Source organism: Hamadaea flava, from assembly GCF_024172085.1.
Lineage (GTDB): Bacteria > Actinomycetota > Actinomycetes > Mycobacteriales > Micromonosporaceae > Hamadaea > Hamadaea flava.
Map to the genome: position 1 here is coordinate 752,740 of NZ_JAMZDZ010000001.1, position 24,435 is coordinate 777,174.

A 24,435-nucleotide genomic window follows, 5' to 3' on the forward strand; every position below is an offset into this window, starting at 1 on the left:
CTGCGGCCCTGGCCAGTGGCATGGGCAAAACCGAGATTGCTGGGCTTGCGCCTGACTGTGAAGTCAAGCCGTCATGTAGAGGTCGTAGTAACAGCCTGTTGTACAACCGGTTGGGTGGCACAACGGCGCCCTTCTCGGGCGTCCTTGCCCGCACCGTGGTGGGTTGGTCGGCGTCAGCCTGTCGACGAAACCAGCCCCGATGACGTGGAACCCCACCGCCGACCGACCACGGCCGGCAGGTGGGGGCGCCCGAGAAGGGCGCTGTCTCACAAGTCAACCGACTTATGAAACAGGCCGTAGGGTCACGTCGCCCAGTGTTGCGGTCATCATGGCCACGTTCCTCGCCGAGCGCCGTGCTCAGCGGGTCAGGCCGGAACATCGTTAGATCCCCAATCCCACCTCCGGTGCGGAGGTACGGTGAGCGCAGACATGCTAAGTGCAGGCGCTCAGCTGTGAGCAGCGCATTTGGGGCGAGGCTATGGGCACTGACCGCGTGTCGCCGGCGCGGGATTCGCCGATTCGGGTCGAAACGGTGTATGAAAGCGAGTCCACCCGGGTGACGCGGCTTTTCCTGCCTGGGCGCACCGTGATCCGTAAGGAGCCGTTGGGCCCAGACTGGGAGACACGGTTGCGGCACGAGGTGGGGATTCTCGCGCGGCTTCATGGTGTTGCGGGGGTTGCCCAGGTGGCAGATGTGCCGCCGTACCCCAGGTCGATCATGTTCGACGATGTTGCTGGGGTTAGCCTGGCTGAGGTACCGATGCCGTTGGAGCACCGCGAGTTGATCAGGCTCGCTGTGGATTTGTCGGGTGCGGTGGCCAGGATGCATGGCCGAGGCGTGATGCATTTGGATCTTGGTCCGGCCAACGTGCTGCTGTGTGGGCCCGAACGCTCCGCGTGCCTGGTGGACTTCGCGTTGGCGAGTTCGTTCGCGGAGATCCGCCCGGAGTTCACGCACCACAGCGAGATCGTGGGGACGTTGGCGTACCTTGCCCCGGAGCTGACCGGTCGTACGAGCCGGCCGGTCGATCAGCGTGCCGACTTGTACGCGTTAGGGGCGACGCTGTACGAGCTGGCGACCGGTAGCCCGCCGTTTGGCAGCGGCGACGCGTTGCGGTTGACGCATGACCATCTCGCGCGCGTTCCGGTCGCGCCAGCCCAGGTGAATCCCGCGGTGCCTGCCGAGTTGTCCCAGATCATCATGCATCTGCTGGAGAAGGAGCCGGACCGCCGTTATCAGACGGCCGACGGACTGATCCACGATCTGGTACAGGTGCGTGACGACCCGTCACCAGCCGGGCAGTTTCGGCTGGGGGATCATGATTTTCCGCTGCGTCTGCTGCCACCGTCTCGACTCGTAGGACGGGACAACGAGATCGCCAGGCTGGCTGCCGCGTTTGCCGAGACAGTGTCGGGGCAGAGTCGGAGCGTGCTGGTCTACGGGCCGCCGGGGGTGGGCAAAACGTCGTTGATCGACGAATTGCGGCCCGCCGTGACCGGTGCCGACGGCTGGTTTGTCACCGGCAAGTTCGATCAGTATCGGCGCGATCACGAGTCAGACGGGGTGCTCCAGGCGTTTCGTAGCTTGGGACGACAATTGCTCGCCGAGCCAGAGGACGAACTTGCCGAACTGCGTCAGCGGTTGCTGCGTGGTCTTGGCCCCAACGCTGGTCTGGTCACCGCTGTGGTTCCGGAGTTCGCGGTGCTGCTCGACGTTGCCCCGGATCCCGGAGATCCGCTGACGGCTCAGGTCCGCGGGCAGCAGATCGCGGTGGAGACTCTGCGGGCCGTGGTGTCCCGCAAACGCCCGATGGTGTTCGTCGTCGACGACCTTCAGTGGGCCGGCCGCACCCCGCTGAGCATCATCGACATGCTGTGGGGACAGGACAACCTCATCGACGGGCTGCTGCTGGTCGGCGCCTACCGCGAGAGCGACGTCGACGCCGCCCACCCGCTCACGGCGATGCTGGCGCGGTGGCGGCGCCAGCAGACCATGCCGGAGCAGATACGACTGACCAACCTGCCCGCAGCAAGCCAGAACACGATCGTGGCGGACATGCTTCGTCTGGACGCCGGAAAGGCGGCGGGCCTGGCCCAGGCGCTCGCACCACACACCAACGGCAACCCGTACGACACTGTGGAACTGCTCAACGCGCTGCGACACCACGACGTCCTGACGCCACGCACCGGTCGATGGCAGTGGGACCAGGCGGCGCTCAGCCGTTACCTGGCCACCACCGACGTCTCCGACCTGCTTGCGGAGCGTACCGACGCCATGCCAGGTCCGGCGCGGGCCATGCTGCAGGCCATGGCATGTCTCGGCGGCCAGGCAGAGCTGAGCCTGCTGGCCGCTGCCACCGGCGCCCCGGCCGCCACCGTCGAGCAGCAGCTGATACCCGCCCTGGACGACGGCCTGCTCCTGCTCGGCGCCCGCGAGACGATACGGTTCCGCCACGACCGGATCCAAGAGGCGATCCTGCGCCGATTGGGGCCTCAGCGGCAACATCGTCTGCAATTGGCGATGGCGAGACGCCTGGCCACGGTGCCCGACCTTTACGCGGTCGCCGCGCAGCAATATCTGCCGGCGCTCGACGCGATCCACGACACCGACGAACGGCACCTCGTGGCCGGACTGCTGCGCCACGCCGTCGAGCAGGCCAAACTGGTCGCCAACCACCTCGAAGTCGAAAAGCTCCTGACCGGTGCACTGCGACTGACCGACCCGACCCAGCGCACCACCCTCATCGAGCTGCACACCGGCCGCCACGCCGCCCTCTACGGCCTCGGACGCCTCGACGAGGCCGACGAGGTCTACGCCACGATCGACACACTGTGCACGAGCACGCTGGAGCATGTTGATTCGACGCTCGTGCAGGTCAGCAGCCTGATCAATCGAAACCGCAGTCAGCAGGCGCTCGACCTCGGCCTTGCCGTTCTGCAGCAACTCGGCATCGTAGTGCCCACCTCGCAGGAGCTGCCCGGCCAGGTCGAGCGCGCCCTCGACGCGCTGCATCAGTGGCTTGACCAGAGCGACGAGACCGACGACCTGCACCGGCCGGAGATCACCGATGCGACGCTGCTGGCGACGGCCGCACTGATCTACCAGATCCTTCCGGCGGCCTACTTCGTCGATCAGACGATGGCAACGATGGCTTGGCTGGCCTTGCAGGCACTGCGGATCTTGAAAGAACACGGTCCTGGCTCCACCCTGATCGGTCCGGCCGCGATGGTCGTGGTGGCCACGATCGCGATGCGGCAGGACTACCGCACAGGCTATCGAGCGGGGCGGCGGATCCTGACGCTGGGCGAGGCGCGCGGGTACGAGCCAGGCACTTCCCAGGCCCGCTTCATGTTCGTCGTCATCAGTCAGTGGTTCGAACCCCTTGAAGACTCCGCCAAACTCGGGCAACTGACGCGAGACGGACTGACCTTGGGCGGTGATCTCGCTTACGCGTCCTACATGAGCCAGATCTACGTGCCGCAACTGCTCGACTGCACACCGTCGCTGGACGGCTATGCCACGACGGTCGAGTCCGCGCTGGCTTTCGCCAAACGGACCGGAAACGAGCAGGTCCGCGAGTTGCTCGAAATCTACCGATGGCTGGTGGGCCTGCTACGCGGCGACGACGGAGCCTCGGCTTCCGACGACGTGGCATCGCCGCGACGGTACCCCAACAACCAGTCCGCGGTAGTCCACGCACACGTCAACCGCGCGCTGGCCGCGTCGTTGTTCGGCGACCAGACGGCGCTGGCCGAGCACACCACGGCGGTAATGCCGCTGCTCCCCGCTATCGTGGGCACATACCCCACAGCGGTGGCCCACGTTCTGCGGGCGTTGGCCCTCGCCGGCCGGATTCGCGCGACGCCAGGCGACGAACACATCGCTCTCCTGGCCGAGTTGGACGAGGTGATCGACTGGTTGGCCGCACGCGCCACCGACGCCCCGTTCAACTTTATGCAGTTGTTGCGGCTGGCCGAGGCCGAGCGGGCCTGGGCTGTGGGCGACTTCCGGGTCGCTCTGCGCGCCTTCGACGCGGCGCAACGAGAGGCATCTGCCCGCCAACGCCCCTGGCATCGTGCCCTGATCTTCGAGCGTGCGGCACAGTTCCACCTGGCCGATGGCATGGACCACACCGCATACGGCCTACTCGCCGAGGCACGCCACGAATACGAGATGTGGGGCGCCACGGCGAAGGTCGACGACCTCGACTGGGCCTACCCGGCACTGCAAAAGTCACCACCCGACGCACCGGCGACTGCCCGGAATCAGCCGGGCGACGGCGCCGCGCGCCGCAGATCTGCCGTCATGACCGGCACGATCAATCTGCTCGGCGTACTCTCCGCCTCTCGGGCATTGAGTTCCCAGACCACCGTTGACGGCCTACGAACCCGGGTCGTCGACGTGCTCAGCGCGATGACCGGCGCCACCGACGTCCATCTGCTGCTGTACAGCGACGACCGGAAAGATTGGCTGCTCACCACACCAGGCACAACCGGCGACGGCGACGGCGACGGCTCAATCCCCCTCGACACAGCCGCTCGACAACGAATGATACCAATATCTGTGATTCGATACGCCGAGCGCATCCGCGAACCTCTGGTGGCCAACGACGCCGAGCGAGACGATCGATTCGCCCGCGATCCATACTTCAGAGATCTCCAGCGCTGTTCGCTCTTGGCCGTGCCGATCCTCAGCAGAGGAAAGCTGCGGGCATTGCTGCTGCTGGAGAACCGCCTCATCCACAACGCGTTTTCCACCCAGCGGCTCGACGGCGTCATGCTGATCGCCGGCCAGCTGGCCGTCTCGCTCGACAACGCGATGGTCTACTCGTCGCTGGAGCGCAAAGTCGCCGAACGCACCGACCAACTCGCGCTCGCCAACGCCAGGCTCGAGCTCCTCAGTATCACCGACCCGCTCACCGGAGTGGCCAACCGGCGCCGGCTCGAAGAGGTGCTCACCGCCGAGTGGAACATGGGGCAGGACCGTTCCGGGGCACCCGTCGTCCTAGCGATGATTGACATTGATCACTTCAAACTCTACAACGATCACTATGGACACGCCTCGGGCGATCGCTGCCTGCAGCGCGTCGCCCACCAGCTCACCCGGGCAGCGGACACGACTGACCTGGTGGCACGCTACGGCGGCGAGGAGTTCGCCGTCGTGATGCCAGACACCGACATTGCCACCGGGCTCCGAAAAGCCGAACGGATACGCAACGCCGTCATGGAACTCGCCGAACCACACACCTTGACAGCCGCCGAGATCGTCACAGTCAGCATCGGAATCGCAGCCGTGACACCGGCACCGGACAACACGGCAGAAGAACTCATCGAGATGGCCGACGTCGAGCTGTACCGCGCCAAACGCAGTGGCCGCAACCAAGTACGAGCCGCCCCACACCGCGCCCCTGAATGAACGGCACGCCGACACCGGACCGCCGACCGCAGGGGCAGCCGGAATGCACGCCGAAGGTCCCAGCCTAGCGGGAGGCAATGCTGACGACGCCCCGTTTCGCGGGAACCCCGTCGCCACGGCATCCAGGCCGCCAGCCTGCGAAACCCGCAGGCCCACAGCTGCCCGGCGGCTTTTGACGTCGTGTGACCTATCGACGCCGCGCCGGGCTGCCGGAAAATAGTGAGAGTGCCGGCATGTCGCGGAGTGGCCGCGTTCGGTGTGTCAGGCGAGGGGTAGGAACGAGGCTACCCTCGCTTGCTGAAGATCAGCAGGGATGACGTTAGTCCTGTTCAGCGCGTGCCCGCTCACCGGCTTGGCCGCCATTCCAGACGGGCCAAACCGGCGAGCGGGGCAATCGCTCGCCTCAGCGCTGCAGGGAGGTGAAGAGCGTGACCCACTGATCGGGATGAACGAACGCCACCACCGCGTCACGGCCGATGCCCGCCCGGTCGAAGGCCGCACCCACCCCGCCGTAGTGCCGGTCGAGCGAGGCGTATAACGAGCCGCCAACGCCGGAAAAGCCCAGCTCCACCAGTTCCTGCCACGCACCGCCATTGTCGATGAGAGGTTCGGGCCGGCGCTCGATCCGCAGGATCGCCGAATCAACGGAAGGGACGGGCCTGAAACTCTCCCTGCCTATCCTGCCGAGCAGGCCCCACGAGAACCACGGCCAGCTTTCCACCGTCACCAGGCTCCACCTGCCGAAGTCGCCGCTGCGCTTGCGGGCGTATTCCAACTGGGTGACCAGGGTGGCGGAGGTCAGCTCTGACGCCCTCAGGCACCAGTTGACGATCGATGAGGTGATCGAGTACGGAATGTTCCCAACGACCGCGAACGGCTCGCTCGGTGGCCGCGTCGCGGTGAAGTCATCCCTGACGATCTTCAGCTTGGTCGTGGCTTTGAGCTTGGCCACCAGGAGCGGGTCTACCTCGTAGCCCACGACCTCGGCGCCCGCTCTAGCTAGCGCCATCGTGAGCACTCCCTCACCGGCGCCGGGCTCCAGCACCAGGCCACTCGGCCGCGCCGCCTTGACCAGCAACTCTATGGCATGCCGGTCGACCAGGAAGTTCTGCGAGAGCTTACGCCGCGCCCGATCTTTGGGCGTACGACCGCCACCGCCGTTCCTGACCTTCTTCTGGGTGTGCGAAAAGTTTCCGTGCGCGAAGTTTTGCGCCACAGCAAAAGCCCTTTCGGGTCCTCGAGATGAGTGGGATCTCGACGGGCCCTGGGCTCGCGTCCTGCGAAGCTAGCGAGCCAGAGCCCAGCTGCTGCGCAGACGAATGAAACATATGCAGTACATGCGATCACTCTAGGAAGGATCTGCTGAAGTTGCGAAGCCTTTTCCACTGAGATTCGTCGCACCGGCGGGCGACGACCATTCAGGATCCTGATCACAGGTGGGAGCCGCCCGTTGCTCAACAGCGACAGCGGGTGAAGCAGCGCCTGGGTGACGCCGAGTACGGCACCGGGCGACTTCATGGCCAGCACCAGCGTCGTCCAGAGCCAGCACAGGCTGATGCTGAAGACGACGAGCAGCACCGCAGCAGCCAGGCCGAAGGCGTTGCCGCCGGGGCGGAATCCGAGCGCGAGGCCGAGTCCGACCACCACCGTGGAGGCGAGTGCGTATCGCACGGCGTCGCTGAGCGTCGCCCCAACGAGGGGCGGCGGGCAGGATCGACAGCGTGCGGTACCGGTCGAACGCGTCGCTGGCGAGGTCTGTGCTCAGTGCGACCCCGGCGGCGCCCTGGGCGATGAGCTTGCCGTGGTCGATGACGGCGATGCGGTCGGCCCGTCGAGGTATTGCGCTATCAGCAGCACCGTAGCGCCCTCCGCGAGCTGATTGTTGGCGATCGTCCATAATGCACTGCTCGACTGGGCTGACGCCGCGAAGGGTGGCGAACGCGGCCTCGCTGCCCAACCGGTCGGGATTGTCCCCGGCGGTGGACAGCAGCTGGGCCGCGGTGACGGGTCCGATGCCAGGCCGGGTGAGCAGTCGGGACGCGGTCTGCCGGACCAGCGCCTCGACCTGAGCAGTGTTGGCCCGGACCGCGGCGTCGAGGAACTGCCAGCGGCGGGCCTACGCCGACAGGCGAGGCTGGTGCCGGCGGCACCGACCAGCGCGGCGAAGGCGGTGGCGAGCTCATCGACGCGCCGACGGTCAAGCCGTGCGCGCTGCCGGTCCTCGATCTCGAGGATGAGGCAGCGTAGCTGCCGTTCGGCCTGGGTGCGCGGCTTTGTTGCACCGCGGTGGACGACCAGCAGCGCCCGCAACTGCCCACCGGCGCCGGAGCGGGTCTTCGGGGTGGCGCTGGCGTCGCCGGGTAGGAGTGCGCGGGCCGCATCGCCCGCGTCAACCGGATCGAACTTGCCGCGACGGCGCCGTGCGGCGCGGTGGGGCCGGTTGACTTCGAACACCCCCCGAAGACAAGCCCTACCTGCACCGGAGCCTGCGCCTGAAGCTGACCTACGCCACAGAAACACAAACGGTGCACACCAATATTGATCTTGGCGAACACCGTCACGCCCCGACGCACGGCCGGGCCGGGCAGCTGGTCGGTGCCGTCGGCTACACCGGCGGGCCGGCGGGCACCACGCCGAGTTGCTGCATGAGGGTCAGCATGTCCGCGACGCCCCAGTGCTCGCTCAGCCGGCCCGCCTCATCGAACTTCATGATGTCGATGAGCTGTATCGTCATGGACTTGCCGGTTGCCGGCACCCCCATGAAATCGCCACGATGCGTCGCCGTGGCGGTCACCCGCGCGACAGCCTTGTCGCCGCTCGCGACGAGGTCCTCGACATCCATCCGCATGTCGGGGAACGCGGTCAGCAGGGCCCGGAAATACTCCAGCGTCCCCTGCTTGGTAGGAGCCAAGCCTGGCAGGTCCTCATGCTCGACGAAGTCGTCTGCCAGCAGGTCGCCGAACCCTTCAAGGTTCCCCACGTTGATCAGCTCATATGCCTTGCGCGTTGTCATCGTGTTGTCCACTGTTGCCCCCGTCGCACCTGTAGCGGCTGTACGCTCCGATCGTATTCCGTCCGGTACGCCAGCCGGGCCGGAACGTCCGGGGTTGACCTGCGTGTTTGCTTCGGCGGCGAAGGCGGTGCCCGCGACGACCGCTGCTTTGCCACTGGAATCAACGCAGGGCGAAGCGCTGCTTTGCGATCTGTGGAACGGGTGTCGTGGCCAGGCCTGAGCTGTCGATCAGCTCATCGATGCTGCCGGGAAGGTGCCATGTCAGTCGCCGTCCACACCGCGTGATGGCTTGTAGCTGGTCGTCTGCTGGCCATGACACGTGGACGATCCACACGTCGGCGTCACCCGGCGCGACGAAACTGAATTGGACGGATGGGGCGCCATCGGGCTCGATGACAGCCAGCGGGACCATGTGTGTAGCCGACCACAAGTAGATAAGGTGTTCGCTTGTCGCGGCGGCAAGGATTGCGCGTCGGGCGACCAGGCGAGGATCTTGGGCGCCGATGGGGGGCCGATCCACGTTGTGATTGTCGTGGGCGTAAGTGGTTGCACTAACGCGATGGCTCCATTGCAGAGTGCCACCGCCACCTTCGAACTGTGGGTCTGTCAAGATAACGGCTCTGGATCTCTTTCGGTGGTGACCGTGGGCAATTGCCGTCTGTCCATATTAGATACTGGTGCTGGTGTGATGCTGATCAGCTTGCGAGCATTGTGTTCGCAGGGTTGTCTCCGCTGGTGATCGCAGACGTGACGGATGAGGGTGACTGGACACGGGTTCGTGCGCGGACGCCGGACGCGGCAATGTGCCGGGACTGCGGCGCCCGTGCAGTGCGGGTGCACGGCTATCACGAGCGGACGCTGCGGGATGTGCCCGTAACGCGCGCCGGGTTCAGGTCGTGGTGCGGGTACGCCGATGGATCTGCCCGACCTACGGCTGCCGCCAGACCTTCCGCGAGCAGATCCCCGGCGTCCTGGAGCACCGCCAGCGACGCACGACCCGCCTGACGGCCCAGATCGGCGCGGTCGCGCGGGAACTGGCCGGGCGCGGCACCGCCCGGCTTCTGCCGGCGCTGGCGATGCCCTTGTCCCGTCACACCGCCGTACGGACGCTGCTGCGTACGCCCGTTGGCGAGCAACAGATTCCGCGGGTTCTCGGTGTGGATGACTTCGCGTTGCGACGACGGCACCGCCACGCCACGATCTTGATCCCGCCCCAGGCCCCGTGGCGCCAGCAGAAGCGCGCATACAACCCGCAGATGCGTCACAGGTTCGCGTTTTTACTCGTTGGGGTCCCATTCTGCGAGCTGCTCCATCGGCTTGGTGTCTCCGGTGGTCTCCAGACCGTCGAGGGGGACGCGGTCGTAGAAATAGAGGACCAGTTCGCTCGCTGCGCCTCGCATCGCCATGTCGCCCGGTTCCGCGTCGGCGGCGAGGTCGTCGCAGCGGACGCCGTCGGCGTTGAGGGTCAGGCGCCAGGAGCGGCCCTCGGTCGTGTGCAGGTCGATGGTCGCCGGCGTGAACGGCCAGGGGACGGTCGTCGCCGAGACGGTCGTCAGGAACTCGTCGACCCCCTCGACCGCGACGTCGGTCGGCAGCGGCTGTGCGGCTCCCTGGGTGAGCTGGGCGTCGTACGTGTGGACGGCGAACTCCTGGATCTGATGCCGGGCCACAGCTCCGCTGGTCTGCGGGGCCTGCGAGCGGCCCCACCACGTCCAGCAGCCGCGGTCCGGGCCGGCCTCACGCATCGCGTCGAGCATCAGCTCGGTCGACTCGGCGAGCCACGCGTCCATGGCTGCGCGGTCGCGGGGCGCGGTCGGCGCGCCCTTCGGGTCCGTCCTGGCCGGTGGCTGTGCGCCCGGGCCCGCCGCGACGATGGCGGCCTGACGGCGGCGACCGTCGCCGAGGTGCTGCGCCAGTTCGCGCAGCGTCCAGTCCGGGCAGGTCGGGACCTGGACATCAAGGTCGGGGGCGGACGCGATCGCGGCCCGGAACGCGGCCGAGCGGTCTTCGATCAGCCGCAGGACCTCGGGAAACTCCAGCATGTTTTGCACGTCGGTGGTGTATCACGGCACGACGGCCCCCGGATAGCGAATTTGTCGGACGAACGATTCGACAGCGGGGCGGAGCGCCGGCGCCGAAGCGTCCTGAAGCTCCGCACACTCGCTGGTCGACCTACGAAGTCGCTCCCAGCAATCAGTGTTCGGTCCGACGGGGCCAGCGCGATCGGAGTGAGACGAGAGCTGGTGCGCGATAGCCTGCGCCCGTGAAGGTCTATCCCCTCTGGCACGTCAGCCACCAGAACGAAGCCGGCCCCGACAACGAGACGATTCACGTCGACGACGACGGCGTGTTCATCGACGAGCAGGACGGCGACGACGTCAAGCTGCTCGGCATCTACTCCTCCGAGGCCGCGGCCGAAGAGCGGATCCGCCGCGCGCGCCTCCTGTCGGGCTTCGCCGACGAGCCAGACTGCTTCCAGATCGGAGAGTACGACCTCGATGAGGACCACTGGACCGAAGGCTTCGTCCGCGAGCCGTTCTAGGCCCTCCTGCGCGGACGCGTCTACGGCCCGGCCACGTGGGAGCGGCGATCGCGCAGAAGCCGGTCGACTCTCGCCGGCGGCACCGGCATGGTCGCCTGACCGAGCACCATGCCCGCCTCCCATCGGGTGGAGACGTGCAAGGCTTCGAAGATGCGGCTCACGTCGCTGGTCACGGTGCGTGCCGACACACCCAGCAGCCGAGCCACGGTCGCGTCCTTGGCTCCGGCCGACAACAGGGAGACCACGTTCAGCTGGCGCTCGGTCAGCTCGACGACCCCGGGAATGTCTCGAATCGGCACGGCCACATCTTGGACGCGAACCCAGAGATCACAGAAGGCCTCGATGAGATCCGGGTCGTCGCACAACCAGGCTGTCGGCTTCCCCCGGACACTCAGCGGGCCAGGGAACAGGGCCAGCCGCTCATCGATGACCAGGCCCGCGATGTGGACCGGCGCCACCCAGGTATCCGGATGGCACGCGGCGAGCAGCGAGAGGTGCACCGCCGGCGCGGTGATCATATGGCCCCTGATCCCCCGCAGGCGGGTGCGCTGGTTGGGTTCCCGCTCCCGGCGCAGCGGATCGAAGAAGGTACGCGGCTGCAGGTTGAAGATCGACGACTCGGTGATCCGTTCCAAAGCGGGTAACCGGCTGTTGATCTCGGAGAGTCCCTCGGCGAACAGGCGCATCCGTCCCTGCGGAGCTCCCGCGTACATCGCGTCGGCCACGCGGCGCGCGACCTCCGCCCTCAGCGCCCAGGATCGGGCGGTGAGGTCAGGCGGCTCTGTCGTCATCTCGGCGGCACCTCTGCAGCTCCTCCCCCGCTCGGCACGCAGATAAATTACTGGATATCGCTCCGGCGCCTTCGGGCAGTAGGTGACGATCGCCGCCCGCCTGCTCCCAGCCGGAATGCAGCTGGGAGCAGGTCGCGTACGGGTCAGTTGATGCGGACGCAGGCGCGGCCACGCTGACTGCCGTTGGTGAACACGTACGCGCAGGCGTACCCGTTCTTGGCCCAGCCTTTCCCACGCCACGCGGCGACCACGGCGGTCTTGTCCGTGGCGAGACCCGGAGCCGAAACGCAGCCCGTGTTGGTGTACGCCCGCTCGGTGTACCAGGGCTTGCTGTTCGTGTCGAGGTAGACCCAGTTGATGTAGAAGTTGCAGATGATGTCGCCGCCGTACAGGTAGATCTTGGCAGTCTGGGAATCGATCGTATTACCGTCGCCGGCCACGTAGTGGTAGATGTACCCGTTGTCGGTGCCGGCGATGTAGCCGGTGGTGCTGCCGCTCGCGTACGCCCCTTGGGTTGTCGTTGCTAGCAACCCAGTCGTGGCCAGAATCGCCGCGACGGCGAGCTTTTTGAGGCTTGTCATGAGGGCCTTCCCTTCCGAATGGACTGGTCTGGCCACACTTCTACGCCCGCGACTCCACCGGACCCTATCCTCTCTGCGGAAAGTAGCAGAGGACTTGACAGCGACGTGCGCATGCCTGGCCGACGTGGATCTCCAGCCGCTCTCCTCCATGGTGAGCGGGTTCGTTCAGTTCTCCCATTCGAGGCGCACGACGGCCGTCGCCTCGGCGCCGACTCTCGCCAGAACGCTGGACAGCCCGCTGTTCTCCACTGCCAGCTTGATGCCGAACTCGACGCCGTAGCGGCGTGGCGGATCGGGCATCGTCGCGCGCACGGAGTCCGCGAAGAATTCCGCGACCGCCGAGATCTGCTCGCGGACGTCGTCGAGCCGGAACCGTGGCCCGTGGCCCGCGTCACCTCCGGATGCCATCGCCACCTCGGCCTTGATCGTGCGCCCGCTGGGCAGTTCGATCTCGACGGTCCGCACGCTCTGGTCTCCCATGTGGTCCTCCGGCTGGTATTCGATCGCCGTGCCGACTATTGCGTCGCCACGGCAAGATACACAACGATATCCGTGGTCGTCGTCGTGGCGGGCGGACGCGAGGGGGAATATCATGGCCTTCCGGGTGTCGTCCTTGACCGACCTCGCCCGGTTGTCGACGGTGTCGGTATGGGACGGTCCGGCGTTCCTCGGGTCTGGTTTCTTCATCGAGCGGGGCTTGGTCGTCACGTGCGCACATGTCGTCCAGCGCGCTCCCGACACGATCCGGATCCAGTGGCAGGACAGTGATCACACAGCCACCGTCCTGGTCCGCGATCCGCCTGATCGCGGTGACAGTGGCTACTACGACTTTCCGGACCTGGCGTTTCTGCGTCTTTCCGGACCGCTGCCGGATCACCCCTGGGCTCGGCTGTCGACCAACATCGAGAACCGGCCGACCACTGTGCCGGTGGTGATCAACGGATTCAGCCTCAATACCGCCGACGTGGGCGTGGCACCGACCAGCCTCCGGCTCGAAGTCACCGGCGACGCCGGCCGATACTTTCGGGTCAAGGGCGACGAGATACCAGACGGCGTCAGCGGCGCGCCGGCCATCGACGAGCGGACCGGTCTCGTGTACGGGGTGGTCAAAGCGTCGCAGGACTATGGCGCACCGCGCGGCGGCTCGCTGATCAAAGCGGCTGAGGTCACGCTGCGGCGCAGCCGGCACAGTCACAGACTCGGCGAACCGGTCGAGCCGGGACCATCGCCGGTCCGGCCGGCACCGGGCACGCCGTTGTACGGGCTCGTGGCACAGCAGCGCAAACGCGCCGAGCAACTGCCGTACTCACTGGTGCAGGACGAGCGGATTCCACCGCTGTCCTCCTTGTACGTCCGGCAGCGTGCCACCACCCGCCGCCTCACCGCGACCGGACCGGGCACGGTGTCCGTACAAGAAATGCTCTACCAGCATCGCAACGCACTGATCGTCGGCGGGCCGGGGGCCGGCAAGTCAGCGCTCGTACAGCACATCGTCGCCGAGACGAGCGGCTGGTGGCTCGCCGACAGCGAGGCGTTGCCGCCATACGGTTCCGTGATCGCCGTCCGCATCCCGGCGCCCAGTCTGCTGTTCGACGGTTCGCTGGCCGAGTTGGCCGCCCACGCCGCCACGGCGGACCTGTACCTGCACGACAGGCTCAGCCCGACGATGTTCGAAGTTGCTCCGCTGCCAGGCGTCGACTGGCTGATGCTGGTCGACGGGCTTGACGAGATCTTGGAACGCGACATCCGCGAGAAGCTGATCAGCGCGCTGTCCGATCGCGTCGCCGAGCTGGGGTCGCACTGGCGATTCGTGGTCACCAGCCGGCCGCTGCGCGAACACGAGTTCGCCCGGCTGCACGAAAGCCTCGTCGACGACGTCGGCGACGAGCGTCTGGGCGAGTACGAGCTGAGCTTGTTCGATGCGGCTGGACTGACCGCGTTCGCCCGCCGATGGTTCGTCGTACGCACGCCGCATGACGCTCGGCGGCAGGCTTTGGGCTACCTTCGCCGGATCGTCGACAGCAGGATCGGCCCGCTGGTCAAGGTTCCGCTGCTGGCCACCGTCGCGGCCGTGGTGTATGAACATGATCCGCTTCGGGCTTTGCCGGTCGACCGCACCGGCCTGTACGCCCAGTTCGTCGACGGGCTGCTCTACCGACGGCGCACACAGACCAACCTCGAACAGCGGTTAAGGCAGCGGCTCGCCGCGTACGGTCGGCCGGCTGCGGATCTGGCCACCAGGCTGGCCGAAGGCGGCGAGGAATGCCTGGAGTTCGTGGCCGCACATCGGATGGACGGCGACGAGCGAAGCTGCGTCGAGCTGGTGATCGCCTGGCTGGATGTACCTCCCCACAGCCCGATGGCCGCCGAGCTGCCCGACGTCGTGCGCGATTACCTGCTCAGCACTGGCTTGCTGATGCTGCGCGACGGCGAGCCGGAATTCATCCATCAAGGCTTCGGCGAGTATCTCGCGGCCGGCCGCCACGTCCGGACTGGCTTCGACCGCGGCGCCTGGCTGCGCCGAGTTCGCTCGTCCGAAATGGATAATCTTCGGCTCTTCGCGTTGTCCCGGTGGTCGCGTGAGCCCGGCAACGACGCGATCGGTGTGCTGCGGCAGCTGGCGCGGCCCGGCTGGACGTGGACGTATCCGCACCTGGAGAAGTACTGTGCCGTACTCGCCGACGGCACGCCGATCGACTCAGCCGGGGCGGAGTCGGCCGCTCGGACGCTCGTCACGGCGGTCCGCCGCATGCGCCCGCAACTGGGCCTGCGCCAGGAGTTCCTGCGCGATGTCCTCACCGTCGCTACGGTCCGCCACGGTGCACCGGCCGTGGCGCGGCTGGCGATGTCCCGGGCGACAATCGCCAAACGGATCGCCGCCGCGCAGGCATTGGCCGATGGGCCAGGCGACTACCGGGATGAGAGCCAAGAACTGCTGCGGCGCATAGGAAGCGATCCGCGCGTACCTACCGAGGACCGCCTGTTGGCCTGGTTCACCGCCGCCGAGACCGCTGACGGCCATGCGCAGTGGGGCGCCCGATCGTTGCTCGACGCCGTCGCGGCGACGCCCAGCCTGGCGGTGCGAATGCGGGCCGCGGCTCTCCTGGACGGCTTGGGTCTGGCAGCGCAGACCCGGCAGGCACTAGTGGAACGGGCCACGTGCCCGACGCTTCCGCTGGCTGAGCGCAATGAGGCGCTGGAGCTGCTTCCCGCGCTGTCGACACATGCCCCCGGAGGAAACACGGATCACTGGACGCGCCAGGCGACAGGACTGGCCACCTTGGCCGCCAGCGACAAGGCTACGCTCCTGCACCGCCTCAGTGCGGGCTTGAGGCTCGTCGCCGAGGACGATCCCGGCGTCGCCGAACCGATTCTGGCGGGGATCGTCGGCCAGCCGATCAGCTGGCTGGCGCGGCTGTCAGTGGTCACCGAGCTGCGGCACGACCGCCGAGAGGACCTCGCCGAGCAGGCCCGATCCATGCTCATGAACGATTTCACCGCCACCGCCGATGAGCGAATGGTCGCCGCGCTCACGTATCCGAACTACCTTACCGACCACGCCATGGCTCTGCGTTGGACAACGGAGGCCGACCCGGCGCTGCGGCTGGCCGGATTGCGAGTCCTCAACCGGATCGGGCACGCCGAGAAGGCAGTGTCGATCGCATGTGGATGGATCCACGATCGCGGCGAGAGCTTCGGCTTCCGGGTTGACTCAGCGCTCGCCCTGGCGCGCAGCGTCGGGCGCTATGAGCTGGCCCAGGACACGTTGCGCGCCCTCGCCGCCGACGCTTCACTGCCGCGCCGCCACCGCTGGCGGGCGTGGCTGGCGGTGGGCGCTCTGGTCCAGGACGACATCACCAACACACTCTGTGTGGGCTCGGCCGATGCCGCCTACTGGAGCCAGTTCCCCAACCGTCCCACGTTCCGCTCGCGCGTACCGATGGAGTTCGTGCAGCCCGAAGCTGAGCCCGAGCGGCCCGCCGAAGACGATCCGCTCGCGTCGTCCGCCGCTGCGGGGCCGCCCGGCCGCCCCGGGCGCATCCCGCGGCAGATCCGCCGACTGCTGCGCGGAACCGCCCCGGCCATGAGGCGCTCGGCGACGACCACCCCAGCCGGGCTGGACGGCCAACTCGCCCAGGCTCGCGAATCCCTCATTCGCCGTGCCGAAGAATTGCGCCTCTATACCCTGTCCGAAGCCGGGCGGCGGGGCCGGGTACCGACGCACGACCGGCTCACCGGAGCCCTCGGCACGGACGCCGCGCGACGCGCCGATGCCGCGCTCGTGACCCTGCTCTGCGAACCGAGCCTGACGGACGACATGCGGCGTCGGCTGGGCCGCCGTACGCGGGGCAAGAAGCCGGGTTGGTGGGCTCGGCTGGTGGCCGACGGCGACCCGGTCTCGCTGGCCCTGGCCTGGGCACTCCGGCCGTTCGCCGAGCGGGAGAGCGCCACCGCCCGGCCGCCGGCCTACCGGCACCGCCTACGCGCCCTCGGGCGAGGGGTGTACGCCGACGCGCTCACCATCACAACGGCGATCGTGTACACCCTGTTTGTCACAACGGTCGCGTGCGCGGCAGTCGCCGTTCTGAAGGGCCCGTCGGGCCACGACATCGCGCGGATGGCCACGGCGGCGGAGGTGGCCGTACTCGCGCCGGCAGCGATGGTCATGGCGGCGCTGCTGATCCGGCCGCATCGTCCGCGCCGCTCGCGGTATCTTGCCAGCCGGATCGGGCTCGTTTCGGGCGTACTGGTCGCTGCGAGTGTCGCGGGTGGACGGCCGGTGACATCGCCGTTCGCCGCCACGTTCCAGGACTGGGTGCGGCCGGCACTGACCTGGGCCAACGATGTAGCCATGCCGTACCTGCTGGCCACCGCCTGGCCCGGCTGGGTACAGACACGAGTGGCCGACTTGGTCGATCTACGGATCGTCATACCGATCGCCTGCGCCCTGGCCGTCCTCGGCGCGTATCGCAACATGGCCGCGGGACCGGCCTTTGTTCCGGCCGCTCGGCGACGCTGGTACGTCACCGCGCTGCGGCTAGCGGCCATGATCGTCACGATCGCAGTGATCTGGCCGTAGCCATCCCAAGGAATGCAGGAACGGCATATCCATCGATGGGATATGCCGTTCGTTTTTGGGGTGGGCCGGCCGGATGCGAAGCGAATCCGCGACTGGGTCAGGCACACGGATCAGCCCGGTACGTGCCGACCCTGGCCCTTACCCGCCGAAGGACGCCCACTCGAAGCCGGGCTCACGCATCGGCAGCAGGACGGACCGGTCAATGGCCCCCACCATGATCTCACAGAGATCACCATCGTCCTTAGCCTCGCGCGCGCTCCATGCCGAACGAGGTTGCGCCTGGGGGCCGGCACAGACCGCCACGACAAGACCGGAACCGACGTAGAGCGAGGTCTCGTCGCGGGGCCAGCGCATTGGCCGGAGTGGTACTCGCCGCAAGGGCTCAACCAGACGCCGAGCCTGTTCCGCGGTCACCTCCGCAGAAGCATGAAACGGCAATGTGCGCGTCACATTGACGAGCACGTGCTGCATCAAGTACGCGCTGAGCGGCTCACGCTCGACGACCGGCTCGTCGGCCACCCCCAGGTAGAGGACCTGTGGATCGGGTTGTGCTGGATCGATGGCGATCCCCCACTCGGTCGCAAGGTTGGTGCCCACAACGATTAGCCCGTCCGGGACCGGCTGCCACCCATCGAATGGGTCGTGGTCGGCGGTACGCACCTTGTCAGCGGCCAGCACCTCGTTGACGCCACTCAGGATGCTGTTACGTCCCGCCGCGACACGGTAGAACTCGTTCAGCGGGGCGGGCAGCGGAACCGGCGACGAGGCGGGCTCGCCGGTCGCCGAGGGAACGTCGGCGTACCAGGTGTCGACGAACGCCCGCAGCGCGGCGACCGGATCCCCGGGAAGCAAAGTCACCCAACCCAGGTCGGGCAGGTGCTGCGAGCGCACCACGGGCCGCACCAGGTCGAGAAGGTCGAACGGCAGCCGGTTGACGATCTTCATTCCGCAGTAGGCCATCAACTCCGGCCGCTCGAACGATTGCCAGCTGCAAAGGAACTCGAGTGGACCCAGCGGCAGACAGCCTTCGGCGAGTCGCACAAAGCCCACGAATCGTAACCCGGTAGCGGATCGGCGGTCGATCGCCAGTCCGGCCTCGATGGGAATCGGCTCGCCGCGTAACGCGATCTCGTCGGCACTCTGCACCGCGGTGCCGTCCGGCCGGTCGCCGGGCTCAAGGATGATCACCATCGTGTCCAGCCCGATCGCGTACGACACCGTGTCGAGCGTCAGCACGACCGCCCCCGGGCCGGCTTCGGCGAGGGCCGTCACCTCCGGGACCAACGACCAAGATCCATACATGGCGGCCAGTGTAAAGGACCAGGTCAGTGAGGTCGACCGGGCAAGCCTGCACGCTCGCACGCCTCATGTCGCAAGGAAGCGACGATCCATCAAGTACCGAAGAGTCACCTCGTTGGCCACAGTGGACTAGTTGAGTCGCGATCCATGCGGCTGCGGCTGACGTGCGTACGCCGAGAACTGTCCGGCTTCTATCGCCGCTATCTCACCGACAGCGTCGAAGGGCTGCGGACCCGGTCCAAGCGGCCCAAGACCAGCCCGAATGTCACCCACGCCGACATCGTCGGAAAGATCATCTACTTACGGCAGCATCAAGGGCGACCCAGCCGCGGGCGACCATATCGGCTACGATACGGGCGAAGCGCGGAATCATCGTCCGCTTCGCGTCAATCCTGAGGCCGGACGGTATAGCCGTTGTGCCGGTCTAGACCCACCGCTGGCACGCACGGAACTCAACCATGATGCGCACCATCGCAGCCTCCTCGTACCCCGTGATGATCACTGCATGCTCTTCGTCGGCCAATGCCGGCCACCTTCCCATGCAATCAGCATGAACCCCAGACGCGCCGCGCCATTACCCGATGCGGTCCGCGTACACAAGGGCGCGCTACTCGGCGGTATAGCGCGAAGCGCAGCGCACGCCCGATCTTCGGCATGAGGGGACCGGTGCTGCATGGCGGTGGCCGGTCAGATCGAGGGGTACCCTAGCTGGCCATATGGAGCTCCAGCGCCTCACTGAGGGCGTCGCTGACACGGTTGTTGACACCGGCGACGAGGTGTCCCATAGCTTGATCAATCAACGCTCGGATCAGCCTTCGCGTGTCTTGGCTCGGATCGAGGGCGACCAGCCGCCGCTCGAGTGAGACGCTGTGTGTCAGCACCGGGACCACTTCCTCCTGGAACTGCACGGGCCCGTGGCAGAGCACCGAAGCGCGGATGGCTCGGCGGCGCATGAGCAGCCCTAGCTCGGCCAGCCGGTCCTGGCCTCGCGCGGGCGAGTCGGTAATCGCCGCGATTGCTTCATCGATCGCGGCGAGGCCCGCGCGGTACGCCTGCCGGACACTAAAAGACCAGTGGTGAAAGCTCAGCCCGGGAACCGGTTGAAGAGGCTGGTCCGGGTCGACGCCAACAGGGACCGGTCTAAAAGCTTCGGACCGCTCATCCCGAGCACCAGATCGGGCGAACAGCGACGCTTGGACAGCCTGATCAAAACCGAAATTGACGCGCGTACTCTCACGCGGACGCTGATCGCAGGCCGCCACAGCCTCCCGAAGAAGTCCGCGCGCCTCGTCGGGGTGGCCGGAGTCGGTAAACCGCAGTGAGGATCCCGCAGCCCAGAGCACCCAGGTTGCCAGCCATGCCGGCCCGGCTTCGGACATCCGGCGTTGCAGCGCGAGGGCCTCGCGCTCGAACTCGAGGCTCGCGTCTGTCTGCCCGGCCAGGTCGAGATATATCGCCATGTCCAACAATGCCCACATGACACTACTGGGCTGCGGATAGACACCATGCGCCCCCCGCGCCCGGTAGCTGTCGACCACCTCGAGCTGCACGGTCGCGGCATCCGCGAACTGCCCGACCTCGGCCAGGGTGCACGCAAGTTCCATGAGGATTTTCGGGTCAGGCTCCAGCGGCCTCCGGGCGGCCCGGCGGGCGAGCGCCGCAGCCTCCTGGCGTGCGGCCAGAGCGGGACCGTCGGCGTACGCGAATGAATACTGCAGGCCGAGTAAGGACAGCGCCCGCGCCGCGTTGTTGAGGTGCTCTGCTTCCCCGCCTGCGGCCAGGCTTCGATAGATGCTGACGGCCTCCTCGAAGTACGCAACGCCCTCCGGTGGATTCTCACGGTTGATCTGCCAGCCGAATCTCACCAGGCAACGAGCTAGTTCAGGCAGACCATGGTCCGGCCGAAGCCGGGCCAGCCTCCGATGCTCGGCGATCATCTCCTCAGTGACCCGCTCGACCCGCACGAGCCCCACCGTCCCTCGCAGCCAGATACCGGCAACGGTATCCGCACACCGCACAGCTTGAACACCATGATCAGATACGCGCTCATCCGCAATCGGAGGTTCGCTACGGGTGGCCCGCTCATCGGACGGGCACAGAACCCGCAACGGCCAAGCGCTCCCCCGCCAGCCTGCACCCAACCACAGGGAGCAGGCTGAGCGCGGTCTGACCCTGAAACCGCACCGCACAACGCACGGCGCGGATCATGCGCAGCCACCGTCTATCGGCAGGTCAGCCGCTATAGCCAGCCGTCCGCCAGGGGAGCAGTTTAAGCGTGTCGCCCTGGAGATCGACCTGCACCTCGACCGTGTTTGAGCAGCTCAGCAGATGTAGGTTCGTGCGGTTGGGTACGCGTTTCGACCATCGAGGACGGCTTGATCGCGGGGCACCAACCTGCGCCCGTCGTCGTGGTCGCCCAGGCTCGGTTGCGGATCCGTCCCAGCACATGCACGACAGCCGGTCTTGGTTACTCGGTCATCCCGGTTATAGTCGGCGACGCCTCGGTGCCCGTGCCAGCGACTCACATACCGATGACAGGAAGTTCCCGCTTCGGAACCTTTGTAACGCCCGTTCCGGCTCATCGGGTGACGTTGCGTCTGGAAGAATCTCAGTCATGAATCCGGTGATATCAGTGATGCTGGCGGTCGCGGACGCCGACGAGGCCGCGCGCTGGTACGAGCGGGCTTTGGGCGCGCGCCAGCTGTGGAACCTTGGTGGTGTGGTCGGACTCGAAATCGAAGGCGCCCCGTTCTTCCTTGGGCAGCCCGAGGGCAATGGCTGGGATACTCCGAGCGTCCTCGGCAACCGAACCGTGCGCATCGAGGTGTTCGTCGACGACCCGGACGCGTTCATTGCCCGCGCGACGACCGCCGGCGCGGATGGCAGCGTTGACGTCATCCGAGACCACGAGACCCCGTGGGGCACGCACCGCCAGGGCGGCTTCATCGATCCGTACGGCCACCTGTGGCTCGTTGGTGACCGGTCGCCGCTCAGCTCTCATCCGTGACCCGCACTCGGCGTCTCGATCCTTGGCGGACACCGCCGGGACACTGATTCGCGGGCTCAAGTCAGCCGCAACACCGACGTAGTACACGTCGCCTTGCAGCGCTTCAAAGGTAGGCCCTGGCACGTTATCTCGCGCGAAGACACGCAGAGCTTCTGCGCTATAGAATGCGACCCGCTGCCGCCGGATATGAGCGCTGGACTCGGAGCAGGTGGCGGCGTCCGGCCCGCTCGAGGTCACCCGATGAGGGCCCCCAAGACTCCGAGTAGCGCGGTTCCGCCTACCACTCCCAATAGGATCCAACGGGCTCGTACGGCGTTGCGTGCGCGATAAGACAATGCGGCGAGCAGGAACAGCACTCCGGGAACTCCCCAGATGCCCCAGGTGGCGCCGAAATTGAACCAGCCTTCCGGGCTCATGTTGCTGATGCCCTTGTCGATGGGGTGCATCGCACCGGTAAGGATCAGGCCCTTCACCACGGTCTCGGCTACCGGGTACACCAATTGGACGGCTGCGCAGCCCCATAGTCCGGCGAGAACCATCCACGACGGGATCCGCCCGCCCCACTGTTGCACCGATGCCAACGCCAAGGCGACGGTGAGCATCCGCAAGCAGATCGCCAGGATGACCACACCGTTGTCGTTCCAGGAGGTGCCGTGGGTCATGTTCCACAACACGGCCGCTCCCGCGACAACACAGAACAAGCCGATGTACGTGGCGGCGGCCAGTGCGGGCCACCGCCGCGTCGGCGGCTGCGGACTCGTCACCATAATTGGGGCTTGCGGGGCCGGCACACTTTTGATCGACATGACACTATATTCGTGGTGCAGATCGCTGCGGCCCATCAGTGATTACCCTGACGTTCGACCTACTTCCGAACAGGGTCTACCGCACCCATGGAGAAGCCATACCGGAGTCAGTAGGTTATTCATGAGACAGGCGTCGATGGGTCTGCTCGGGGCTGCCTAATCGACTTATGACGCGTGTCGCGACTGGACGCAGCGGCCGGTCGCGCGTAGATCACCGGGGTTGTGTCGACCACCGTAATCAGCGCAGACCGGTCGCTGCGCGTTGAGACTATGACCGGCCTCGCCCGCGATCAAGTAGATGACCTCGTCCGCCAGCTCGCCGGCCACGGCCTGTGGTCGGTGCAGCGCCGCCGCGCCCTAGATCCGTACCGATCCGTTCTGGTGGTGCTGCTCTACCTACGCCACAACCTGTCGCAGCACTTGCTGGCCGAGCTGTTCGGCTGTTCCCAGCCGACCATCTCCCGCCTGGTCACCTCGTTGATCCCGGCGCTGACCCGGGTGCTCACGCCGCTGACCAACCAGATCACCGAACGCGAGCTGCGCTCGACGGTGCGCGTTGACGGGTTCCTAGTGCCGATCGGCGACCGGCGCAAGAACACCTACGCATCGGGCATGTACTCCGGCAAACGCCACCGATGCGGATTCAACGTGCAGGTGGTCGCCTCCTGGCGCGGCCGCGTCGTGCTGACCGGTGACCCAATGCCCGGAGCGATGCACGACGCCCGCGCCTGGCGGGAATCCGGTCTGGCGCAACGGTTCGAAGGCCGCCTACACGGCGACGGCGGACCCGGCGGGTTCGCCGACACCGGCTACATCGGCACCGGCCTGCTCGTTCCTGAGAGGCGCACCGGACCAGAGCCGCTCGGCGTGCACGCCCGCGAGTTCAACAAGATGATCGCCTCGCAACGAGCCTGCGTCGAACGCGCTATCGCGCACCTCAAGAACTGGCGGGTCCTCGCCTACGGCTACCGCCGACTGATCTCCAACTTCCCCGCCACCCTCGCAGCCGTCACCCAACTCGAGGTCTACCGGACATCGACGAGCGTCTCGTAAAGGCGTTCTCAGACACGCGGAGAGGTCCTCCTGAACTCCTGTGCGCGCCGCAGGAACCAGCCTGCCACGATCTCGCCCAGCTCAGATGAAGAGCCTGCCGCCTCCACCACCCGCATCTGAGGATCACTCATATCGATCTCGCATTGGGAATAACGGATCTCCGCATCCCAGTTCAAGCCGCCCGGGCTCAGACCGCCGAGCACCCTGCTGTCGCTGTAGTCGACTCGAAGGGTCTGCTCAATGTGATCCGTGGCCAGATCGACGTGAAGAAGCATCCAGATCCCGTCGTCGTCCTCGAACATCCATGCCTGCGTGTCGGGCTTGGTCACCCCAACGCGTCCCAAGCCATCCGACAGGTCGCGAACCCGGTGCAGGAACTCGCGTTCGTGGTCAGTCCGCGGCTCATGCTCGCTGGAGAACCACTCGTCGTCGCTGATCATCGTTCCCATCACATCGCTCGCCGCCTGGCACATGCCCTACCTATGACAGACGTGGTTGAACCACACGCACGCTTAACAGTCCACCGTCGGCCCTCGACGATCGCGGACCAGGCGGGTTCGCTGACGCCGGATACACCGCCACGGACTGCCGGTGGCCGAAGAACCTACCGCCCATCGTCGCGCATGGCTACCGACGCCGAACATCGACGCACCTCTCATGAATTACTCACTCAGCCGCAGCTCTCATGATTTGCGTCGACGTACTACGCACTCTTCTCGGCACGAGAGGACGTTCGCCTTAGAGATCATCAGCCTCGCCGTCCTCGGGTCACGATCCCCCGCGTGACGAGCGAACCGACCGTTCATCGGACCAACCTCAGGCATCGGCCAGACAACCCGCCCCGGAG

Annotated in this window: 17 protein-coding genes and 2 pseudogenes; 6 read left to right on the forward strand and 13 right to left on the reverse strand. The window is 66.7% G+C overall.

Annotation, left to right across the window (positions count from 1 at the left end; translation table 11 throughout):
- Positions 1 to 478: 478 nt before the first annotated feature.
- On the forward strand, positions 479 to 5,416 hold the full coding sequence (locus tag HDA40_RS03745) for a diguanylate cyclase (protein WP_253751655.1): 4,938 nt from the start codon (positions 479 to 481) through the stop codon (positions 5,414 to 5,416).
- A 403-nt stretch (positions 5,417 to 5,819) separates the two neighbouring features.
- Here HDA40_RS03745 and erm read toward each other — a convergent pair whose 3' ends face one another.
- The 4 genes from erm to HDA40_RS03765 all read right to left on the reverse strand — a co-directional run bounded on the left by erm (position 5,820) and on the right by HDA40_RS03765 (position 8,841).
- Positions 5,820 to 6,632, reverse strand: a complete 813-nt coding sequence (gene erm / locus HDA40_RS03750; RefSeq protein ID WP_253751664.1) for an ErmE/ErmH/ErmO/ErmR family 23S rRNA (adenine(2058)-N(6))-methyltransferase — start codon at positions 6,630 to 6,632, stop codon at positions 5,820 to 5,822.
- A 132-nt stretch (positions 6,633 to 6,764) separates the two neighbouring features.
- Positions 6,765 to 7,472 carry a transposase gene (locus HDA40_RS42450; protein WP_372503146.1) on the reverse strand — a complete coding sequence of 236 codons (708 nt, stop codon included), beginning with the start codon at positions 7,470 to 7,472 and terminating at the stop codon, positions 6,765 to 6,767.
- Positions 7,473 to 8,021: 549 nt separating this feature from the next.
- Positions 8,022 to 8,441 carry an ester cyclase gene (locus HDA40_RS03760; protein WP_253751666.1) on the reverse strand — a complete coding sequence of 140 codons (420 nt, stop codon included), beginning with the start codon at positions 8,439 to 8,441 and terminating at the stop codon, positions 8,022 to 8,024.
- A 148-nt stretch (positions 8,442 to 8,589) separates the two neighbouring features.
- Positions 8,590 to 8,841: a hypothetical protein gene (locus HDA40_RS03765; RefSeq protein WP_253751668.1), complete on the reverse strand. Its 252-nt coding sequence runs from the start codon at positions 8,839 to 8,841 to the stop codon at positions 8,590 to 8,592.
- Positions 8,842 to 9,095: 254 nt separating this feature from the next.
- On the opposite strand from HDA40_RS03765, the pseudogene HDA40_RS03770 reads away from it, so the two are divergent.
- Positions 9,096 to 9,637, forward strand: a pseudogene (locus HDA40_RS03770) (transposase family protein); the annotation flags it as partial.
- A 69-nt stretch (positions 9,638 to 9,706) separates the two neighbouring features.
- Here HDA40_RS03770 and HDA40_RS03775 read toward each other — a convergent pair.
- Positions 9,707 to 10,471: a maleylpyruvate isomerase family mycothiol-dependent enzyme gene (locus HDA40_RS03775; RefSeq protein WP_253751670.1), complete on the reverse strand. Its 765-nt coding sequence runs from the start codon at positions 10,469 to 10,471 to the stop codon at positions 9,707 to 9,709.
- A gap of 221 nt (positions 10,472 to 10,692) precedes the next feature.
- Here HDA40_RS03775 and HDA40_RS03780 point away from each other — a divergent pair, with 221 nt between their 5' ends.
- Positions 10,693 to 10,971: a DUF7336 domain-containing protein gene (locus HDA40_RS03780; protein WP_253751672.1), complete on the forward strand. Its 279-nt coding sequence runs from the start codon at positions 10,693 to 10,695 to the stop codon at positions 10,969 to 10,971.
- 20 nt (positions 10,972 to 10,991) lie between these two features.
- Here the strand turns inward: HDA40_RS03780 and HDA40_RS03785 are convergent, their stop codons facing one another.
- The 3 genes from HDA40_RS03785 to HDA40_RS03795 all read right to left on the reverse strand — a co-directional run bounded on the left by HDA40_RS03785 (position 10,992) and on the right by HDA40_RS03795 (position 12,823).
- Entirely contained in the window at positions 10,992 to 11,762 is a 771-nt protein-coding gene (locus HDA40_RS03785) for a helix-turn-helix transcriptional regulator (protein WP_253751674.1), read from the reverse strand.
- A gap of 143 nt (positions 11,763 to 11,905) precedes the next feature.
- Positions 11,906 to 12,343, reverse strand: a complete 438-nt coding sequence (locus HDA40_RS03790; protein WP_253751676.1) for a hypothetical protein — start codon at positions 12,341 to 12,343, stop codon at positions 11,906 to 11,908.
- A gap of 165 nt (positions 12,344 to 12,508) precedes the next feature.
- Positions 12,509 to 12,823, reverse strand: coding sequence for a CU044_2847 family protein (locus HDA40_RS03795; protein WP_253751678.1), 315 nt, complete (start codon positions 12,821 to 12,823; stop codon positions 12,509 to 12,511).
- A 112-nt stretch (positions 12,824 to 12,935) separates the two neighbouring features.
- Between HDA40_RS03795 and HDA40_RS03800 the strand changes: the two genes are divergently transcribed.
- Positions 12,936 to 17,423, forward strand: a complete 4,488-nt coding sequence (locus tag HDA40_RS03800) for a serine protease (RefSeq protein ID WP_253751680.1) — start codon at positions 12,936 to 12,938, stop codon at positions 17,421 to 17,423.
- Between the two features lie 138 nt (positions 17,424 to 17,561).
- Here HDA40_RS03800 and HDA40_RS03805 read toward each other — a convergent pair whose 3' ends face one another.
- Positions 17,562 to 18,695, reverse strand: a complete 1,134-nt coding sequence (locus HDA40_RS03805) for a hypothetical protein (RefSeq protein ID WP_253751682.1) — start codon at positions 18,693 to 18,695, stop codon at positions 17,562 to 17,564.
- Between the two features lie 731 nt (positions 18,696 to 19,426).
- Complete coding sequence (locus HDA40_RS03810; protein ID WP_253751684.1) at positions 19,427 to 20,686, reverse strand: hypothetical protein; 1,260 nt, start codon at positions 20,684 to 20,686, stop codon at positions 19,427 to 19,429.
- A gap of 650 nt (positions 20,687 to 21,336) precedes the next feature.
- On the opposite strand from HDA40_RS03810, the gene HDA40_RS03815 reads away from it, so the two are divergent.
- On the forward strand, positions 21,337 to 21,729 hold the full coding sequence (locus tag HDA40_RS03815; RefSeq protein ID WP_253751686.1) for a VOC family protein: 393 nt from the start codon (positions 21,337 to 21,339) through the stop codon (positions 21,727 to 21,729).
- Between the two features lie 90 nt (positions 21,730 to 21,819).
- On the opposite strand, the pseudogene HDA40_RS42455 reads toward HDA40_RS03815, so the two are convergent.
- Positions 21,820 to 21,966: pseudogene (locus HDA40_RS42455) on the reverse strand (ABC-three component system protein); the annotation flags it as partial.
- Complete coding sequence (locus tag HDA40_RS03820; RefSeq protein WP_253751688.1) at positions 21,963 to 22,571, reverse strand: hypothetical protein; 609 nt, start codon at positions 22,569 to 22,571, stop codon at positions 21,963 to 21,965. The pseudogene HDA40_RS42455 and the gene HDA40_RS03820, both read right to left, overlap by 4 nt.
- A 234-nt stretch (positions 22,572 to 22,805) precedes the next feature.
- Here HDA40_RS03820 and HDA40_RS03825 point away from each other — a divergent pair, with 234 nt between their 5' ends.
- Positions 22,806 to 23,588: a transposase family protein gene (locus HDA40_RS03825; RefSeq protein ID WP_253751690.1), complete on the forward strand. Its 783-nt coding sequence runs from the start codon at positions 22,806 to 22,808 to the stop codon at positions 23,586 to 23,588.
- A gap of 8 nt (positions 23,589 to 23,596) precedes the next feature.
- Here the strand turns inward: HDA40_RS03825 and HDA40_RS03830 are convergent, their stop codons facing one another.
- Positions 23,597 to 24,028, reverse strand: coding sequence for a hypothetical protein (locus tag HDA40_RS03830; protein ID WP_253751693.1), 432 nt, complete (start codon positions 24,026 to 24,028; stop codon positions 23,597 to 23,599).
- Positions 24,029 to 24,435 lie beyond the last annotated feature (407 nt).

Bases quoted from the DNA above. Each gene is read 5' to 3' on its own strand.
- HDA40_RS03745 (WP_253751655.1), top strand. From the start codon at position 479: ATGGGCACTGACCGCGTGTCGCCGGCGCGGGATTCGCCGATTCGGGTC.
- HDA40_RS03765 (WP_253751668.1), bottom strand. From the start codon at position 8,841: ATGGTCCCGCTGGCTGTCATCGAGCCCGATGGCGCCCCATCCGTCCAA.
- HDA40_RS03775 (WP_253751670.1), bottom strand. From the start codon at position 10,471: ATGCTGGAGTTTCCCGAGGTCCTGCGGCTGATCGAAGACCGCTCGGCC.
- HDA40_RS03785 (WP_253751674.1), bottom strand. From the start codon at position 11,762: ATGACGACAGAGCCGCCTGACCTCACCGCCCGATCCTGGGCGCTGAGG.
- HDA40_RS03790 (WP_253751676.1), bottom strand. From the start codon at position 12,343: ATGACAAGCCTCAAAAAGCTCGCCGTCGCGGCGATTCTGGCCACGACT.
- HDA40_RS03795 (WP_253751678.1), bottom strand. From the start codon at position 12,823: ATGGGAGACCAGAGCGTGCGGACCGTCGAGATCGAACTGCCCAGCGGG.
- HDA40_RS03800 (WP_253751680.1), top strand. From the start codon at position 12,936: ATGGCCTTCCGGGTGTCGTCCTTGACCGACCTCGCCCGGTTGTCGACG.
- HDA40_RS03815 (WP_253751686.1), top strand. From the start codon at position 21,337: ATGAATCCGGTGATATCAGTGATGCTGGCGGTCGCGGACGCCGACGAG.
- HDA40_RS03820 (WP_253751688.1), bottom strand. From the start codon at position 22,571: ATGGGCCGCAGCGATCTGCACCACGAATATAGTGTCATGTCGATCAAA.
- HDA40_RS03825 (WP_253751690.1), top strand. From the start codon at position 22,806: ATGACCGGCCTCGCCCGCGATCAAGTAGATGACCTCGTCCGCCAGCTC.
- HDA40_RS03830 (WP_253751693.1), bottom strand. From the start codon at position 24,028: ATGATCAGCGACGACGAGTGGTTCTCCAGCGAGCATGAGCCGCGGACT.